Here is an 18,415-nt window from a genome sequence, read left to right on the forward strand (position 1 = left end):
CTTAGACAGAATATCGACACTTGATGAAGTTTGAACTCAAACAAAGAAAATCAGCTTTCCGAATTATTATTAGCGTGAGCCAGTGATGGACACGGTAATAAACAGAATTTGCTTGGTGACAATAGCCTTGTGGAACCACCTGATCCCATCCCGAACTCAGAAGTGAAACGCAAACGCGCCGATGGTAGTGTGGGGTCTCCCCATGTGAGAGTAGGTCATCGCCAAGCGCCTAATTATCTCATTGAGATGTAACCAAGCCAGCTAAATAAGCTGGCTTTTTTGCATCTGTAATTTGTAGAAATTAGTCCGTTTTTCTTTCAACTTGCATGTTTCTCCGCTATTTTTACTCACCAACTCACCAACTCACCAACTCACCAACTCACCAACTCACCAACTCACCAACTCACCAACTCACTAGCCATTTCAATTACTGAGCTCTAGCTCAGGTAGCACTGTTGCTTATCTTTTAAGATAGCCGTTCCACACCAACCGTATTGCTAGGTACTGCTCTGTGTTGGTATCTAGGGGGCATTTAAGTTGATTTAATTTGCTGAATTGAACCCATTCCTCTTCTTCAATCAATGCCTTCAGAACGACATTCTTTTTTATCTTCTCTCAGAATCAAATAGCAGTGACTTGGATTGTTAAATTTGCATATTTTTTCACTTGATTTATTCCTATGCTCGTTGTTTTCAATTTAGGAATCATTTTTTAGCCTAAGACATCACTTCAGCTTAAATCCAACATTATGCTTGTTTCATTATGGAATATTGAATTAATCGCTCGATTTATGAGGATTAATAACTTGCCGCCTGTGGATCTACTTAATATTGGTAAGACCAATTTACATTGATATGGTTTTTTTGTTATCAATTGGTTATGTTCGTAGCAGGTTGAGTTCAGCTGGTTTTCTTGTTGTGTGATTAGTTAGCTTTGAAATGTGATTTTTTATTCGATTTTTTCTGATTGGTGGTCGCTATGTGTCTGTTTACGGAAGAACCATAGTTTGGAGCTGTTCATTTGATGAATTTTGAACTTGTAATGCGATAGCGATGATTTTGGGGCAATCGCGCTGTTGATAGGGATCTAGAGAGTAAGGGGTAGGGGAGCTATGGAGGATGTAACGCAATCTTTATTGGATGCCGTTGGCATTATGTTTTTGGGGATGGGCTTAGTTTATTTATTTTTAAGTGTACTAATCCTTGGGATTCATTTGGTTGCGCGTTGGTGTGCAGTCGATGCTGCATCTGCACGTTTTGCTAAAAATCATGCTAAGAGTCAGCAGAGGGTAGCGCAATCTGATGCTAAACCGTTAGAGCCAAGTTTGGTCGCTGCGATTTCACTAGCGGTAAAGCAGTATCGTTCACAGATTAAGTAATGGGGAGCAGTATGACTTTTGTATCTAATTCTACGACAGCAGTGGCTAAGCCATTATTTTTAACTGATGTCGTATTGCGGGACGCACATCAATCCATTTTAGCGACGCGCTTACGCATTGATGACATGTTACCTATAGCGCCGTTACTCAATAAGATCGGTTTCTGGTCATTGGAATCTTGGGGCGGGGCGACTTTTGATGCCTGTATTCGTTATCTTGGTGAAGATCCCTGGGACAGAATTCGTGAGTTGAAAAAGGCAATGCCGAATACGCCGCAGCAAATGTTGCTGCGTGGCCAAAACTTATTAGGTTATCGCCATTATGCCGATGATTTAGTCACGCGTTTTGTTGATCGTGCCCATACCAATGGCGTCGATGTATTTCGTATTTTCGATGCAATGAATGATGTTCGTAATCTCGAAACTGCGGTGAAAGCGGTGCGCCAAGTTGGCGGCCATGCGCAGGGGACTATCTCATACACGACTAGCCCTGTGCATACCATAGAGACTTGGGTTGATATGGCAAAACGTCTCGAAGATATGGGATGTGATTCTTTGTGTATCAAAGATATGGCGGGGTTGCTTAAGCCGATGGAAGCGTTTGAGCTTATCAGTCGACTAAAATCCCAAACGCAACTCGTGTTATCTATGCATTGTCATGCGACGACAGGGTTGAGTACGGCCACTTATCAGAAAGCCATTGAAGCGGGTATCGATGTGCTCGATACGGCAATTTCGTCGATGAGTCAAACCTATGGACATACTGCAACTGAAACCGTTATCGCTATGGTGGAAGATACTGAGCGTGCAACGGGTTACGATATGGTGTTGCTTGAGGAGATTGCCGCTTATTTCCGTGAGGTGCGCAAGAAGTACGCTAAGTTTGAAGGCGCGCTGAAAGGCATCGATTCGCGGATCTTACGTGCACAAGTGCCTGGTGGCATGCTGACCAATATGGAGAGCCAACTAAAGGAACAAGGCGCGGCCGATAAGATGGACTTGGTCTTGGAAGAAATTCCCCGCGTGCGTGCTGACTTAGGTTTTTTGCCCTTAGTGACACCTACATCGCAGATTGTCGGCTCGCAGGCGGTCATTAATGTGTTGATGGGTGAGCGTTATAAGTCACTGACTAAAGAGACTGAAGGCGTGCTTAAGGGCGAATATGGCACGACACCTGCGCCAGTCAATGCCGCATTGCAAGCGAGAGTCTTACAAGGAGCCGAAGCCATTACATGTCGCCCTGCTGATTTATTAACGCCAGAGCTGGCTAAATTACGGCTTGAGTTAGCTGATAAAGCACAGGAACAAGGCATTCGCCTATCGTCAGAGCATGACGATGATGTGCTGACATATGCACTCTTCCCACAGATAGGATTGCAGTTCTTAAAGAATCGTGACGATCCGGGTGCCTTTGAGCCTAAACCTGAATTGACTTCGGTACTTGATGCTTCTAATACAGCGGATCGCGGCCCTGAAACCTACACGGTAACAGTCGAAGGGCAAGAGTACATAGTTGAAGTCGCCGCAGGCGGTGAGATCTCGCAAATCCAGCCACAGGGACAAAGTGTTCATGCTATGCAAGCTGTGACTGATAGTACAACGCCAGCAAAAAGCCATGGTGAAATCAGGCTTGAAATGAGCGCGCCTTTGTCGGGCAACATCTTCAAAGTGCATGTTTCTCCAGGCGATAGAGTGTGTGAAGGCGATGTCGTGATCATCCTTGAGGCGATGAAGATGGAAACCGAAATTCGTGCACAGGGCGATGGCATTATCGCTAAGATTTGGGTGAAAGAAGGTGACTCAGTGTCTGTGGGTTCTCAATTACTGGCCTTGGCGTAGGAGTCATAATGGAAGGTTTAATGGCTTTTTGGGCCGAGACAGGTATCGCTCACTTTACTGGCGGGCAAGTGTTAATGATGGCAGTGGGCGCTTTGCTCTTGTATCTCGCCATCGTGCGTGGATTTGAGCCTTTGCTATTGTTGCCCATTGGTTTTGGTGCAGTGCTGGCTAACATTCCCCATGCGGGATTTACCGAAGAAGGTGGCATGCTGTATTACGCCTATCATGTGGGGATTGAGACTGGGGTGTTCCCACTGTTGATCTTTATGGGTGTTGGTGCGCTAACTGACTTTAGTGCCTTGATCGCGAATCCTAAAACTCTGTTATTAGGGGCGGCTGCGCAGTTTGGGATTTTTGCGACACTGATTGGCGCAATAGCGCTGAACTTAGTGCCGGGCTTTGAGTTCACCATGAAGGATGCGGCGGCCATTGCGATTATTGGCGGTGCTGATGGACCGACGGCGATTTTCCTCGCCTCCAAACTGGCGCCTGAGTTATTGGGGGCGATTGCGGTCGCGGCCTATTCCTACATGGCACTAGTCCCGATTATTCAACCGCCGATCATGCGCTTACTGACAACCCAAGCTGAGCGCGAAATTAAAATGGAGCAGCTGCGCGAAGTCAGCAAGAAGGAAAAGATCATTTTCCCTTTGATGGTGCTGGGATTAACGATCCTCTTTTTACCTGCTGCCACGCCGTTAGTGGGCATGTTTTGCCTTGGTAACTTGATGCGTGAATCGGGCGTGGTGGATAGATTATCGAAAACGGCGCAGAACGAGCTTATCAATATCGTTACGATTTTCTTAGGTCTAGCTGTCGGTTCTAAGTTATCTGCCGACCAATTCCTGCGACTGGAAACCTTAGGAATTTTGGTATTGGGAGCTTTAGCATTTGGCATTGGTACTGCTGCAGGTGTATTGATGGCAAAACTGATGTGTAAGTTGTCGGGTGGTAAGATTAATCCGTTGATTGGTGCCGCAGGGGTGTCGGCTGTACCTATGGCAGCACGAGTTGTGAACAAAGTTGGATTAGAGGCCAACCAACACAACTTCTTGTTAATGCACGCCATGGGTCCCAATGTGGCGGGAGTGCTAGGTTCTGCTGTGGCTGCGGGGATTTTACTTGCCGTGCTGGGTTGATGACAGAGTGGGTTAACTGAGTGGGTAAATTTAGCGGGTTTATCTTCGAATTTATTCTAGTCGTTAACGCTGTTTTATCACTAAGGCCAACTCAGTATTGAGTTGGCTTTTTGTTAAGTCACTAATTTAGAAAATGAATCCTTGGTATTAACCTAAGCCGTTAACCAGAGTAATGCCATAAGGATTAAAATCAGCCCGCCACCTATACCGATAATGTAGATAAAACCTCGCCGGCCTTGTTTTAGCGTGAGTTTGTTGGCTTTTAAAAATAACGCCCAAAACAAACATAGGATCAGCGGGATAAGGAAGAGTCTCGTCATTGTTTGTTCTGCTAAAGTGTGAGTTAGAGTAGTTTTAGAGTCTAACAGCTTGATCTTATTTGAGTAACCTATTTTGCAGTTGATAGAGACTGTCGAAGTTGATTGTGGCTTCTAAAGCCAATAGATCAAAGACCGTTTGCAGAATAATAAAAGAGACCGCCGAAGCGGTCTCTTACTGTGCAATGGTATTGATGATTTAGCTTAATACTGTTTATACAGTATTGTTATTGCTACGAACTCACAGGTGTAATGTCTTGATTGTCGTTCGAATAGAATTGTACTTCATCGAGTTCATTTTCGGATTTACCAATCACAACAGCAGTCATCATATCGCCCGTTACGTTAGTTGCTGTGCGGATCATATCGATAATACGGTCAATCGCGGCGATAAAGGCAATGCCTTCAAGTGGCAGACCAATCACACCTAAGGTAACAGTTAACATCACCATCGCACTTCCTGGTACGCCAGCGGTTCCAACAGAAGCCACGGTTGCAGTCACGGCAATCATTACATAGTCCAGTGTATCGAGCGGAATATTGTAAATCTGCGCGATGAAGATAGCGGCAATCGCAGGGTAAATACCTCCACAACCGTCCATGTTCATGGTCGCACCTAATGGCATCACAAAGGCACTATAACGCTTTGATACACCCATGGTTTCGACTGCGCGGGTGCTCGCAGGTAAAGTACCGAAACTTGAAGAAGTACTAAAGGCGACTAACTGTGCTGGCATAGCTTTACGGAAAAATTGCAGTGGGCTTAAACCACCGACAAATTTCACTAAGCCACCGTAAACAAAGATGATGTGGATAAAGGCGGCAATGTAGATAGCCCCGATAAACTTACCTAAAGGCAGTAGAGTCGATAAACCATATTCACCGACAACCCATGCCATTAAACCAAACACACCGATAGGAGTGAGTTTTAAGACCATGCGAGTCAGTTGGAACATGACTTCTGCGCCTGCTTCAATGGTGCGTTTTAATGGCTCTGCTTTCTCGCCGACTTTATTGATAGCGATACCCACCAAAGCTGCAAATACGATAATTTGCAGTACATTGCCTTCAGCGAGTGAAGCAAAAGGATTGACAGGGATCATGTCGAGCAACACTTGTGCGAAACCGGGAATATTACGCTCGCGCACTTCAGTCGTTGTGAGTTGCATGGTGCCACCCATGTCGATCATTGAGCCTACAGCTAAGCCGATCAGAGAGGCGATTGTGCCTGTCAGCATGAACATACCCAAAGTTTTCAAGCTCAGGCGTTTCAGGCTGGTTTGCGAGTTGAGTGATGTGATACTCACGACAATGGCACAAAATACCAAAGGTGCGACCAACATCTTAATGGCCCCAATGAACAGATCACCTAATGGTTTTAGTACTGTGGCGCTTTCACCTAAAATAACGCCAACGAGCGCACCTAAGATAAAGCCTGCTAAGACTTTTTGCCAAAACGGAATGCGGCTAATGGTTTGAAGGATCATGCATATTCCAGAAAAATAAATTAAGAGTGAGCCAATAGGCCTGCGATGATAGGATTCGTATTTAACGAGTTGAGCGTGATGTTAACGCGCTCTCAGTCATGCGCATGGTTATTGCCTGCCATAGTTAACCTATTGTATCGACAGAGCTAGGGTTATAACAAACCGTTTTTCTTATAACTTATTGTGATAAGTGAGTTTGTTGTAAAAAGATTAAGTGAAACATTCAATTAACCCATGGCAAACCTCATCGCATTGAATACAAAAAGAGAGATTTATCATTGAGTAAGCCATTATGACTGAGTTAGGTATTATGTTCTCCGGCGCTTTTTTAGCGGCCACTTTGTTACCGGGGGGATCTGAAGTCTTACTCGTGGCGTTATTAAACAATACCCCAGAGGCTTGGGTTGCGCTGGTCGTGGTGGCTAGTATTGGCAATACGTTGGGCGCGATGACCAGTTTCTATTTAGGTCGCTTAGGTCGCCTCGCAAAATCACCAGAAGCGTTAGCGACAGGTAAACACGCAAAGGGGCTCGCCTTGATTGAACGCTACGGCGTGTGGGCGTTGTTACTCTCATGGGCACCGATTATCGGTGATATTCTCTGTTTATTGGCGGGTTGGTTGAGGCTACCGTTAATACCTTCTTTGGTGATGATTTTAATTGGTAAAACAATTCGTTACTTAATTATTGCCGCTGCCGTGCTGCAATGGATGGCATGATGGCGCTAGGATGCATTTAATGGTCAAGGGCGGGAGTGTTTTTCCGTTTAGACTGAATTTACTGTATAGATAGGAACTTAGTGTCAATTTTGCGAGTCATAAATCCCAATGCTTAATCATTTAAGCGCACTATGACTAAACGCAGCACTATGATTATGAAGCTGTATTTTTGGCCCATTGATGTATGAGGGGAATGTTTTGAAGAAATGGATATTAGCGGTCGCAATTTCTGCCGCACTTGCGGGTTGTGCATCTGAAACGACTACGGCGAACTTGCCCGCAGGCGTTAAACTTATCGAAAATGTGCAATTGGCCGATTCGCAAGTAGGGATCCCCTACAAAAAGTACCAATTAGCCAATGGGTTAACGGTTATTTTACATCAAGATGATTCCGATCCCTTAGTGCATGTCGACGTCACTTATCATGTGGGCTCTGCCCGTGAATTAGCTGGGCGTTCGGGATTTGCGCATTTATTTGAACACATGATGTTCCAAGGCTCACAGCATGTTGCCGATGAACAGCATTTTGAAGTGGTTACCGAAGCCGGTGGTACCCTAAATGGCACGACCAATACCGACAGAACCAATTACTTTGAGACAGTACCCAACAATCAATTAGAAAAAATGTTGTGGCTCGAGTCGGACCGTATGGGCTTTTTGTTGCCGGCACTCACTAGTGAAAAATTCGAAGTGCAGCGCGAAACCGTCAAAAACGAGCGTGCACAACGTATCGATAATCAGCCCTATGGCCGCATGAGTGAGCGTTTTAGCCAAGCTATGTATCCTGTCGGTCATCCTTATTCTTGGCCTGTAATTGGCTGGCCGGACGATCTTAATCGCGCCACGGTTGACGATGTTAAACACTTTTTCCAACGTTGGTATGGCCCTAATAATGCGACCTTGACCATAGGTGGCGATTTCGATGAAATGCAAACCTTAGCCTGGGTCAATAAATATTTTGGTGAAATCCCCCGTGGTCCTGAAGTCTCGTTAGAGCAAAAGGCGCTGGTTAACTTAGACAAGACACGTTACATCTCCATGGAAGATCAAGTGCACTTGCCTTTGATCCGTATTGGTTTTCCTACCGTATACGCTAGACATTCAGATGAGGCCGCGCTCGATCTGTTGGCCAATATTTTAGGTGGTGGTAAAACATCCTTATTATATAAAAACTTGGTTAAGGACGGTTATGCCGTGCAGGCTAATGTGAGTCATCCTTGTCAAGAGCTTGCGTGTCAGATGTCGATTTATGCTTTAGCCAATCCTGAAAAGGGCGGCAAATTGGCGGATCTGGAGCAACGTATCCTCGACTCGATTAAGGAGTTTGAGCAACGTGGCGTTACCGATGACGATCTGCAAAAAGTCAAAGTGCAGTTTGAGGCTGATACCATTTATAGCCTGCAGAGTGTTTCTGGCAAAGTGTCGACCTTAGCGATGAACCAAACGCTGTCGGGCAATCCGAACATGATTGCCTCAGATCTGAATCGTTATGCCAATGTGACCAAAGACGATGTGATGCGCGTGTTTAAGCAATACATTAAAGATAAACCTATGGTGGTTATGAGTGTGGTGCCGCAGGGAATGACGTCACTTATTGCCCATGCGGATAACTTCACGCCTGCAACGTTGCCGATTGCACACACTGCGGTAGAGGGGGATTTGCCCAAGCCTGAACTTGTTTCAAGTTTTGATCGGACTAAGATGCCTGCATCTGGCGTTGCACCTATGCTCAAAGTACCTAAAATTTGGACAAAAACCTTAGCCAATGGCATCGAAGTCATGGGCACTCAAAGTACTGAAACACCAACAGTTGAGTTAATTGTTTATCTCAATGGTGGCCACAGACTCATACCCGTCGAAAAAGCAGGCTTAGCAACGCTGACTGCTGAAATGCTTAATGAATCGAGTCAGAAGCGCAGCAGTGAAGGACTATCACAAGCCTTAGAAATGCTAGGTAGTAGTGTCGATTTTAGTGCGTCTGAATATCAAAGTTCGATCAAAGTATCGGCTCTGACAGCACATTTAGATGAGACGCTGGCGATTATGGAAGAAAAGCTGTTTCAACCAGCGTTCAGCGAAGCTGACTTTGCGCGAGTGAAACAGCAGCAATTACAACAGATCCAGCATATGCAGTCCGATCCTAGCTATCTGGCTGATACGGCGTTGCCGTCTTTGTTATACGGTAAAGACAATGCGTTAGGTGTGAATGATCTTGGTACGCTCGATTCAGTCGCGGCGCTTACGTTAGCCGATGTAAAAGCGTTTTATGCCCAGCAGTATCAAGGCGGCAACGCTAAAATTGTCACTGTTGCTAATTTATCTGAATCTGCATTGCTGCCTAAATTAGCGGGATTAAACCAGTGGAAAGGAGAAGCAGCTGTGGTACCGCCACTTAAGCCACTCCCTGCATTAAAAGGCGGCACAATTTATGTGATTGATAAACCTGGTGCGGCGCAATCGGTAATCAATATTGCCAAGCGCGCATTACCCTACGATGCCACAGGCGATTATTTTAAATCTTATCTGATGAATTATCCGTTAGGCGGCGCATTCAATAGCCGTATCAACCTAAATTTACGTGAGGATAAAGGTTATACCTATGGTGCTCGCACTCGTTTTACAGGCGGTGCTGAAGTGGGCGATTTTGTCGCATCAAGTAACGTTCGCAGTGACGTGACGGCGAAAGCACTCATTGAGTTTGTAAAAGAAATCAGTGCTTATCAGCAGCAGGGCATGACGGATACTGAACTTGCCTTTATGCGTAATTCAGTCTCTCAAGGGCAAGCTCTTGATTATGAAACACCGTATCAAAAAGCGGGCTTTATGCGGATGATCCAACGTTACCAATTGAGTCAAGATTTTACGACTCAACAGGACAAGATCATTAATACTGTAACAAAAGATGAACTCAATGCCCTCGCGGCTTCCGAGCTAGATATCAATAAAATGGTGATTCTGGTGGTGGGAGATAAAGCGACAATTGAAGCGGATTTAGCGGTATTGGGCTATCCAATTGAAACTTTAGTATTGTAAATTAGTATTTCGCCCTTATATAGGTAGATAGACAGGTGTATTAGTTAACGACTATTTGCCCTATATTTACCGGATTTACATCGAAAGACGGTGACAGCATTAGCTGTCACCGTCTGCTTTTAATCATACAAGGTGTGAATTTGGCTTGCCCCACAGACAGGTTTAGATTTATTTTGAGGCATATTTTGCAAGATAAGCCTCAAAATAAAGGTCTGACTGTTAACCTTGTCGCGATAGCGAATCACCAATTAGAGAAGCGCAAATTGAAGTCATTCAATGAATTAGTACAACATCTCTCGGACGCCAATGGGCGCACAGCACTCTTGGGTATGTTACGTGGCATAGAACGTGAGGCGTTGCGGATTGATGAGTTTGGTTATCTCGCTACAGACTCGCATCCCGAAGCCTTAGGCTCGGCGTTAATGCATTCACGTATTACGACGGATTACAGTGAAGCCTTGCTCGAGTTTATTACGCCAGTAAATCACAATGTTGAGCAACTTCTTACAGGGTTAACTGAGACTCATGCCTTCAGCGTGCGCCACTTAAATGGTCAGCGTTTGTGGCCCGTGAGCATGCCTTGCTATGTGAAAGATGAGCAACAGATCCCCGTTGCCCGCTATGGCTCATCGAATACTGGCATGATGAAAACCTTGTATCGTAAGGGGTTAACCTATCGTTATGGCGCCCTGATGCAGATCATCTCTGGGGTGCACTTTAACTTTTCGGTATCGCAAGAATTATGGCAAAGTCTGTATGAGTTAAGTGATAAAGAGTTAACTTACGATGATTTTATTTCAGAATCCTATTTCGGCTTGATCCGTAACTATCGCCGTTTAGTGTGGGTACTACCTTATTTATTTGGTGCCTCGCCAGCGTTATGTAGCTCCTTTATTAAAGATCAAAAAACCGACCTCAAGTTTGAAAAAACGGGCCACGGAACTCTGTATCTGCCCTATGCCACTTCGTTGCGTATGAGTGATTTAGGCTACACCAACAAAGAGCAAGAAGATCTAAATATCAGCTATAACTCTTTGCCTGAGTATCTGGCTGGCGTGAATGCTGCCACTAAAATGCCTTCAGCAAACTTTGCTAATATCGGCGTTAAAGTCGATGGTGAGTATCGTCAACTTAATGCCAATGTATTGCAGATTGAAAACGAGTTCTACTCGCCAATCCGTGCGAAACGGGTCACACGTAGTGGCGAGAAACCGTCTGAAGCTTTGGCCCGTGCTGGGGTGGAATACATTGAAGTGAGAGCGTTGGATGTTAATCCATTTAGCCCGGTTGGCATTGAGGTGACACAAGTGCGTTTCCTTGATTTATTCCTACTCTATTGTTTATTAACGCAGTCGCCTAAGTCTGAGGCGAGCGAAGAGGCGAGATTAAGCGCGAATCTTAAAGCTGTGGTGCTTGAAGGCCGTAAACCTGGGCTTGAGTTATTAACCGCAGACGGTTCACGTTCGCTTAAATCTTGGTTAGAAGAGTTGTTTGATGCCTTGCAACCTTTGGCAGTATTGCTCGATGGTGAGGGGACGGATTATCAAGTGGCTTTGGCCCATTGGCGTAAAGCGGCTGAAGATCCGAATTTAACCCTGTCGGGACAAGTACTTCAAAACGTGATCAACAAGGGCCAAGATCATGGTCAGTGGGTAATGACGTTAGCGCAGCAATACTATCAATACTTTATCGATTATCCCTTGTCGAGCAAGACCATAGCGCAGTATCAAGCTGAAGCATCCAGTTCGCTTAACAAGCAAGCTGAACTAGAGGCGGCGCAGAGTGCAGTTTCATTCGATGATTATCTAGAAGATTACTTTGGAGTGAAGCTGTGAAAGAGGGGTTATTCTCTTTCACTGGCCTACGTGCCTGCGTAGCTTTGATTGGGTTCAGTGCCTTGTTATCTGGCTGCGCCGCGTCACCTGAAGATCCACTGGGCTGTGGTACTGTGTCGGGTTATTTGCAGCCCGATGCCAGTACTCACTGGTATCGAGTGGTGGTGACCCATTTAAACGGGCAGGCAGTCGTTTCTAAGCCTAATTATCAGTTAGCGCCTGGCGAATATGAATTTATCGTTGCGGAGCTGATTGATGATCCAAGTTTGTCAGTCACGCTTGCCGCGCGGACACCCAAAGTATTCAAGCTCAATGTTGAAAGTCATCAGCGTTATCATATCGGTGCGTTATTTCACACCGATAAGCGCTATATGGGTAAAGACACTGCGTATTGGGAACCCGGCGTGTGGCAGCAAGAAGATCATGAGTGTCAGTTTGAGCTGAGTCCCGAAACGAAATAGCCAAAGTGTTAAGTTCAAGTGGTAAGCCAGCAACATACGATTTAAGTCATATTGATTTAGCCCCTAGCGTTGAGATCTTCTAAGCGCAAAAAAGGCTTTTTATGCTTGCCTCAGCCTGAGTCTATGACATCATGGCGCGAGCTAACTCTCCAAAGAACATGATATTAATGAATAAATCCTCCGCTATCTTACTCTGCGCAAGTCTCGGCATCTTGTCAGGTTGCGCGACATCTCCGCCTAAGTCTCCCGAAAATTTGTGTGAGATATTTCAAGAACACAGAGATTGGTACGATGCCGCTAAAGATGTCCGTGATAAATGGGGTGTGCCAGTGCATGTGCCGTTAGCTATGATGTATCAAGAGAGTTCATTCAAGCACAACGCCGCGCCACCGATGGAATACTTTTTAGGTTTTATCCCTATTGGCCGTGCCAGCGATGCCTATGGTTATGCGCAGGCTAAGACCATGACGTGGGATGATTATGTGCGTGAGACGGGAAACAGTTGGTCGAGCCGCAGTGATTTCGATGATGCCTTGGATTTTATGGGCTGGTTTATCAGCAAAACCCATAAGATAAATGGTGTATCTAAATGGGATGCGCGGGCGCAGTATCTTAATTATCATGAAGGCTGGGGCGGTTATCGCCGTGGCAGTTACAAATCTAAGGCGTGGTTAGTGAAAGTGGCGAACAAGGTGGATGCGAGGTCGAAACGCTACGCGGCTCAATATAAAACCTGCCAAGAAGATTTAGATTCATCTTGGCTGTGGCGTTTCTTTTTTGGTTAAGATGACGTTTTTATATCATTGTCAGCCACCTAAGTGAGAATGGCTGACTGTCGGTGTTCAATTTAGATATTTAATCGAGATAGCTAATCGAGATAGTAAACTCAAATCTTAAACTCCGACGCTTACTGATTGTTGATATTAGCCTTTTGACATCGGCTGTAGCACCTGACTTCAATTGATTTATTGCGCTTTCACTGCGAAGGTTTCTAATGCCTGAATGGCTTTTTTCTTTGCACGCTTTTGCTCATACATAGCATGATCTGCAGTCTTAAAGGATTGATACCAATCGGCTTCGAAGGGGGCAATACCAAAACTAAAACCTAGGCTAAGCTCTGAACCTTGATTCAAGGTTTTGCGCATATCATCTAAGTCCTGTTCAATTTGAGCTAACGGCCCATGGCATAAAGCGACAAACTCATCGCCACCAAAACGGGAAATAATGCCTTTATTTTGCCAATAGGTGAGCATGGCGGTGGCTGTTCGCTTGATGGCAACATCACCCATCTGGTGCCCATAGGCATCATTAATGGACTTGAGATTGTCCATATCGATAATAATTAAAAAACTGCCTAAGTGAGGCTTGTGTTGCCAGTGGTGCAGTTCATCTTCAAAATTCTTTCGATTATAAAGTCCTGTTAATGGATCAAAATTGGCGAGTTTAGTGATCTGCAGTGACTTCTGATAGAGCGCAATGGCATTGCTAGCTTCGTGAGTTAGGATAGAGACAAGATTGCGGTCGTAATCGCTAAAGGCGCCAAGGCTACTGCTATCGAGATTGAGCATGGCATACAGTTTGCCATCAATACGAATTGGGCTAGACAGGGTTGAGCGTATCGGCTGCTTCGACACTGAGAGTAACACTTTTTGATCATCTTCCGTTAAGGTGCTAGCCGCATTGATATTCTTCATATCATTGATGACCACCACTTGATCGCATCTCCCTTCAGTGAGTCGATATTCAAAAGTTTGCTCTAAGGTAAAATCCAGTTGTCTGAGTTTTGCTAAATCGAGCCCCACGACAGATTCAAAATACAGTTTATTATTCACCTCGTTGATTTTAATGATGCTGCCCATTTCGGCACCATTAATCACGTACACGGCTTTATTGAGTAAGGCGTCCAGAAAGGCATGCTCATTTTTATAATGGCTCGAGAGATGGGCGAGTTCATAGATGGCATCGTTGATGGTGACGACTTGCTCTAAATGCTGCCATAGTCGAGTTAAACGACCCTGATGCAAATAGTAAATTAGGCTGTAGGCAAAAATATAAATGATGCAAACAAACAGTAAGGGCAGGATAGTCCAATTTTCTGTGGGTGCATTAAAGATAAACAGCAGGATGAATAGACATATCGGCACTATAAGCAGTAGCAGATGATAGCGATAATCTAAGCGATCTATGGTCTTACGTTTGAAATTATCCCTTAATTTCACTCGACTATTCCTTTATCTGTGTCATTGCTAGTAATCATTGAATGCTATACATCACTAACGTATTCACACTGAGTTCAGTTAAGTATATAACGAAAATTGAAATATAAACTGATATGAAACTGTGAACAATTTCATATCAGTGATTTTGGTACTAAATACTGAATTAACGCGAATTTTCTGCGTATTCGGCCAATATCCAAGCTAATGGTGCTTGGTATTGGATTGGCATCCAAGTTTGCAGTGCGGCTATGCTCTGGTTGAGCACAGTTTGATTTGGCACTGATAGGTTTAAATGTCCGACTTTACGGCCTGGGCGAACTTCTTTGTTGTACCAGTACAACTCAGCATTGGGCAAACTTAACCAGCGAGGGTCATTATCGATACCGATAAGGTTGACCATAACACACTGAAAATTCACTTGTGGCTGTGGGATCGCAATTCCGCAAAGTGCTCTAAGATGCAGCTGGAATTGATCCATATGGGTTCCGGCTTGAGTCCAATGGCCAGAGTTGTGCACTCGCGGTGCCAGCTCATTCACCAGTAACTCATCGCCAACACGGAAGCATTCCATCGCCATTACGCCAACGTATTCAAGTTCGTGCATAATAGCGCTGAGCATAGTTTCGGCTTGGGCTTGCAAGGGGGTTAAGCGTGCTAGTGGCGAAATCGACGCCATTAAAATGCCGTCCTGATGTAAGTTCAGCGTCAGCGGATAAAACACACATTCGCCTTTGCGAGTACGCACGCCAACCAATGATACTTCTTCATCAAAATTAATCGCTTGCTCAGCAATCGCAAGGTTACGCCAATCGTTTGGAATATCACCCGCTTCGGCTTCTTTTAGCCAATGTTGACCTTTACCGTCATAACCCCCAGTACGGCGTTTCATCAAGACTCTAGGACCATAGTGCTGATACAGGGTATCGACTTGGGTGTTATCGTCGACTAAGGTCCAAGGCGCCGTGGGAACGTTGAGCTGGTCGAGTAGACTCTTTTGGCTAAAACGGTCGGCTAAACGGCTAAATACCGGACCATTAACAAAATGGGGGTGTGAGCTGAGTTGTAAACTCAGGGCGGACTCTGGCCACTGTTCGCGCTCGGCGGTAATAATGTCGTGGGGCGCGAGTGGCAGAATGTCATCCGAAGGCGTCATGATATCGACGGCGTTAACTTCAATCGCTAATGGCTCACCAGCGTGGGTCAACATGGCGCCCAGCTGACCATTACCTAATACCCAAACCTTAGGTTTAGTGCTTGTCTGGGTCATTAGACTTCCCTCGGGTCTGGATTGTCCAGTACCGCACGGGTCTGTTCTTCTCTGAAAGCGTCAACACGAGCCGCTAATTCTGCATCGTTATTCGCAAGGATTTGGCAGGCCAATAATCCCGCATTGAATGCGCCTGCTGTACCTATGGCTAAGGTGCCGACGGCGATGCCTTTTGGCATTTGAACGATGGATAATAAGCTATCCATGCCGGATAGGGCTTTACTTTGGACTGGTACACCTAATACGGGTAAGCGAGTTTTAGAGGCAATCATACCGGGTAAGTGCGCTGCACCACCAGCGCCACCAATGATGATTTTAAAACCACGTTCGGCGGCAGAGGCTGCAAACTCCATGAGTTTATCTGGCGTTCTATGGGCGGAAACCACTTCAACATGATAAGGCACTTGCAGTTTATCCATTATCTCAGCGGCGGCTTCCATTGTGGGCCAATCACTTTTAGAACCCATAACAACAGCAACAAGGGCTTGCATGATAACTCCTTAACTCACTAATTTTAATTATATTTTGACCTTGTTTCAGGTCTAGGTACAGTTGATGCTTGTCTCGCCGTCACCGGTAGCTAGCATCATGGCGCTGAATAATACCATGATCCTAGCGATTTCTGCCCGTTTTTGCGTGTGAAAAAACGTCTTTCGCGGCGATGAATAGGTGAGGTGATGGAGCAATAAAAAAGACCAACACTGAGGTTGGCCTTTGGCCTTTGGCGTTAGTTTGCAGTGATAAGCAGCTGATATTGGGTTGCAAGGTTTACAGTATTTGCTTATCCGTAGTGATTTCTGTTTGCTGAGTGATGACTGGCGCTTCTGTCATGGCTTCACGTAGGGTCGAGTAAAACTTCAATACACCTTCAATTGGCTGGATCTTGGCTCTTGCCAGCGTTCGGATGGGCTGGAACTGCAGATCGGCGATAATGAGCTTAGTCTTATTCGCTTTGCATTTTTCAATCAGCTTCGTCAGTGCGGCTAATCCTCCCGCATCCAGAATAGATACTCCATCGAGATAAAGCACTATCACTTGTTTATCTTCGGTGAGACTCGCGATTTCGGAGAAAATGCGGTCAGCAGCAGCGAAGAATAGCGGCCCGTTAATTTTGAGGACAGTCCAATCGGCAGGTAGCTCTTGATCCACATAACGCTTGTTGGTGCTGATATCGTAAAGCTTTGTCATCTCGGCAATTTCTTTCATAAACAGCAAGGCAGCAAGGATAATTCCCACACTGATGGCGATCACCATGTCGAAAATAACCGTTAATGAAAAGCAACTGACAAAAACCATGATATCGCTGGTGGGCGCAGTTTTAATTAAATGTAGTGCTTTGTGGGCTTCACTCATGTTCCAAGCCACAACAAGTAGCAGGGCTGCCATGGCTGACATGGGCAAATAAGCTAATACGCCCGCTAAGGCGACTAAACCAATTAAGACTACTATGGCGTGGATCATGGCAGCTATCGGGCTCTGAGCGCCTGCTTTGACGTTTGCCGCGCTACGGGCAATTGCTGCAGTGGCTGGAATACCACCAAAAAACGGCGTGATGATATTACCTATACCTTGCCCTAGTAATTCACTGTTGGCACTGTGACGTTTACCTGTCATGCCATCGAGTACCACTGCACAAAGTAGTGATTCAATTGCGCCTAACATGGCAATGGCAAAGGCGGCAGGTAATAAGGCTTGAAAGGTCGCGAGATTAAACTGAAAGGCTTGGCCATTCGCGCCAGCTTGCAGCCAAGGCCATTCGAAACTGGGTAATACGGCAGGAATTCCCATGCCTGTGGTGCCATCACTCAGTTGATAGTGAAAACGGGTTCCTATGGTTTCTATATCTGCACCCATGGCATTGAGAACCAAGGCGAACATAGTGCCGAGTATAATAGCTGGAAGGTGCGCTGGCACGGGTGTTTTGAGTTTTGGCCAAAGTAGCATAGTCGCTAAGGTCGCGGATGCTACCAGTAGGCTAGGTAAATGCACCGAGGGTAGGGCTTGAGCTAATGTCATCAACTTAGCCAGATATTGCTCTGGCATCTGGGCTATATCGAGTCCGAAAAAATCTTTGAGCTGCAAGGTAGCGATGACGACACCTATCCCCGCGGTAAAGCCTAAGGTGACGGATTCAGGGATATACAAAATTAATCGGCCAAGTCGCAGCATTGCCATGCCGACGAGTATCATTCCGGACATCACAGTCGCGATTAATAATCCTGCTAAACCAAATTGTTGGGCTATTGGATAGAGCAATACCACGAATGCCGCTGTCGGGCCTGACACGCTATAACGTGAGCCGCCAGATATGGCGATAATAAAGCCGCCGACAATCGCAGTGTATAAACCGTATTGAGGTGCAACTCCACTGGCAATGGCTAATGCCATTGCTAACGGAATGGCAATAATGCCGACAGTGAGACCTGCAAGAAGATCTTGCCCAAAACGTTTAAACGAATACTTATCCTTCACGCAAGCTTCTGTGAGTGCGTGGGCGATTCTTAGGGAAAACAAATGAGCTGAGTGTGACACGAGTGGGTCCCATAGCGAGGCGAGTAACAAGCTTCTATTTTAGTGACCTGATACAAGACGCAGTGTGAGCTTGATTGCAAAAACGATTGAAAATACTTTGTTTTGTATAAATAGTGTGCTTGGAGGCTGTTTGATTCTCATTTAAGAGTGGTTTGTAAAATATTTTGATACTTTAACCCTTTTAGTCATTT

Annotated in this window: 14 protein-coding genes and 1 rRNA gene; 9 read left to right on the forward strand and 6 right to left on the reverse strand. The window is 45.5% G+C overall.

Annotated features, from left to right (window positions below):
• The first annotated feature begins 111 nt into the window (after window positions 1–111).
• The 4 genes from rrf (at window position 112) to L5M29_RS19385 (ending at window position 4,355) form a co-directional block, all read left to right on the forward strand.
• A 5S ribosomal RNA gene (gene rrf, locus L5M29_RS19370) occupies window positions 112–227 on the forward strand.
• An 884-nt stretch (window positions 228–1,111) separates the two neighbouring features.
• Entirely contained in the window at window positions 1,112–1,378 is a 267-nt protein-coding gene (locus tag L5M29_RS19375) for an OadG family transporter subunit (protein ID WP_113941635.1), read from the forward strand.
• 11 nt (window positions 1,379–1,389) lie between these two features.
• On the forward strand, window positions 1,390–3,216 hold the full coding sequence (gene oadA / locus L5M29_RS19380; RefSeq protein WP_263169531.1) for a sodium-extruding oxaloacetate decarboxylase subunit alpha: 1,827 nt from the start codon (window positions 1,390–1,392) through the stop codon (window positions 3,214–3,216).
• A gap of 8 nt (window positions 3,217–3,224) precedes the next feature.
• Window positions 3,225–4,355 (forward strand): sodium ion-translocating decarboxylase subunit beta, encoded by a 1,131-nt coding sequence (locus L5M29_RS19385; RefSeq protein ID WP_028760946.1) that lies wholly within the window; start codon window positions 3,225–3,227, stop codon window positions 4,353–4,355.
• A 152-nt stretch (window positions 4,356–4,507) separates the two neighbouring features.
• On the opposite strand, the gene L5M29_RS19390 is transcribed toward L5M29_RS19385, so the two are convergent.
• Both L5M29_RS19390 and L5M29_RS19395 read right to left on the reverse strand, forming a co-directional pair.
• Window positions 4,508–4,675 (reverse strand): hypothetical protein, encoded by a 168-nt coding sequence (locus L5M29_RS19390; RefSeq protein WP_168823570.1) that lies wholly within the window; start codon window positions 4,673–4,675, stop codon window positions 4,508–4,510.
• 230 nt (window positions 4,676–4,905) lie between these two features.
• Window positions 4,906–6,159, reverse strand: a complete 1,254-nt coding sequence (locus L5M29_RS19395) for a dicarboxylate/amino acid:cation symporter (protein WP_113941634.1) — start codon at window positions 6,157–6,159, stop codon at window positions 4,906–4,908.
• Window positions 6,160–6,451: 292 nt separating this feature from the next.
• On the opposite strand from L5M29_RS19395, the gene L5M29_RS19400 reads away from it, so the two are divergent.
• The 5 genes from L5M29_RS19400 (at window position 6,452) to L5M29_RS19420 (ending at window position 12,991) form a co-directional block, all read left to right on the forward strand.
• Window positions 6,452–6,877, forward strand: a complete 426-nt coding sequence (locus L5M29_RS19400; RefSeq protein ID WP_263169533.1) for a YqaA family protein — start codon at window positions 6,452–6,454, stop codon at window positions 6,875–6,877.
• Between the two features lie 180 nt (window positions 6,878–7,057).
• Window positions 7,058–9,910 carry a M16 family metallopeptidase gene (locus L5M29_RS19405; protein WP_263169535.1) on the forward strand — a complete coding sequence of 951 codons (2,853 nt, stop codon included), beginning with the start codon at window positions 7,058–7,060 and terminating at the stop codon, window positions 9,908–9,910.
• A gap of 185 nt (window positions 9,911–10,095) precedes the next feature.
• Window positions 10,096–11,745, forward strand: a complete 1,650-nt coding sequence (gene gshA, locus L5M29_RS19410) for a glutamate--cysteine ligase (RefSeq protein WP_263169536.1) — start codon at window positions 10,096–10,098, stop codon at window positions 11,743–11,745.
• Window positions 11,742–12,206, forward strand: a complete 465-nt coding sequence (locus tag L5M29_RS19415) for a hypothetical protein (RefSeq protein ID WP_212601277.1) — start codon at window positions 11,742–11,744, stop codon at window positions 12,204–12,206. Before gshA ends, L5M29_RS19415 begins: the two co-directional genes overlap by 4 nt.
• Window positions 12,207–12,373: 167 nt before the next feature.
• On the forward strand, window positions 12,374–12,991 hold the full coding sequence (locus tag L5M29_RS19420; protein WP_317633257.1) for a hypothetical protein: 618 nt from the start codon (window positions 12,374–12,376) through the stop codon (window positions 12,989–12,991).
• A 180-nt stretch (window positions 12,992–13,171) separates the two neighbouring features.
• On the opposite strand, the gene L5M29_RS19425 is transcribed toward L5M29_RS19420, so the two are convergent.
• The 4 genes from L5M29_RS19425 to dauA form a co-directional block, all read right to left on the reverse strand.
• Window positions 13,172–14,425 carry a sensor domain-containing diguanylate cyclase gene (locus tag L5M29_RS19425; protein WP_106649726.1) on the reverse strand — a complete coding sequence of 418 codons (1,254 nt, stop codon included), beginning with the start codon at window positions 14,423–14,425 and terminating at the stop codon, window positions 13,172–13,174.
• A 163-nt stretch (window positions 14,426–14,588) separates the two neighbouring features.
• Entirely contained in the window at window positions 14,589–15,692 is a 1,104-nt protein-coding gene (gene purK / locus L5M29_RS19430; protein WP_263169539.1) for a 5-(carboxyamino)imidazole ribonucleotide synthase, read from the reverse strand.
• On the reverse strand, window positions 15,692–16,183 hold the full coding sequence (gene purE / locus L5M29_RS19435) for a 5-(carboxyamino)imidazole ribonucleotide mutase (RefSeq protein WP_028760937.1): 492 nt from the start codon (window positions 16,181–16,183) through the stop codon (window positions 15,692–15,694). Before purE ends, purK begins: the two co-directional genes overlap by 1 nt.
• Before the next feature lie 277 nt (window positions 16,184–16,460).
• On the reverse strand, window positions 16,461–18,224 hold the full coding sequence (gene dauA / locus L5M29_RS19440) for a C4-dicarboxylic acid transporter DauA (protein WP_263169542.1): 1,764 nt from the start codon (window positions 18,222–18,224) through the stop codon (window positions 16,461–16,463).
• Between the last annotated feature and the right edge of the window lie 191 nt (window positions 18,225–18,415).

The organism is Shewanella sp. SM95 (assembly GCF_025653595.1).
Classification (GTDB): domain Bacteria; phylum Pseudomonadota; class Gammaproteobacteria; order Enterobacterales; family Shewanellaceae; genus Shewanella; species Shewanella oncorhynchi.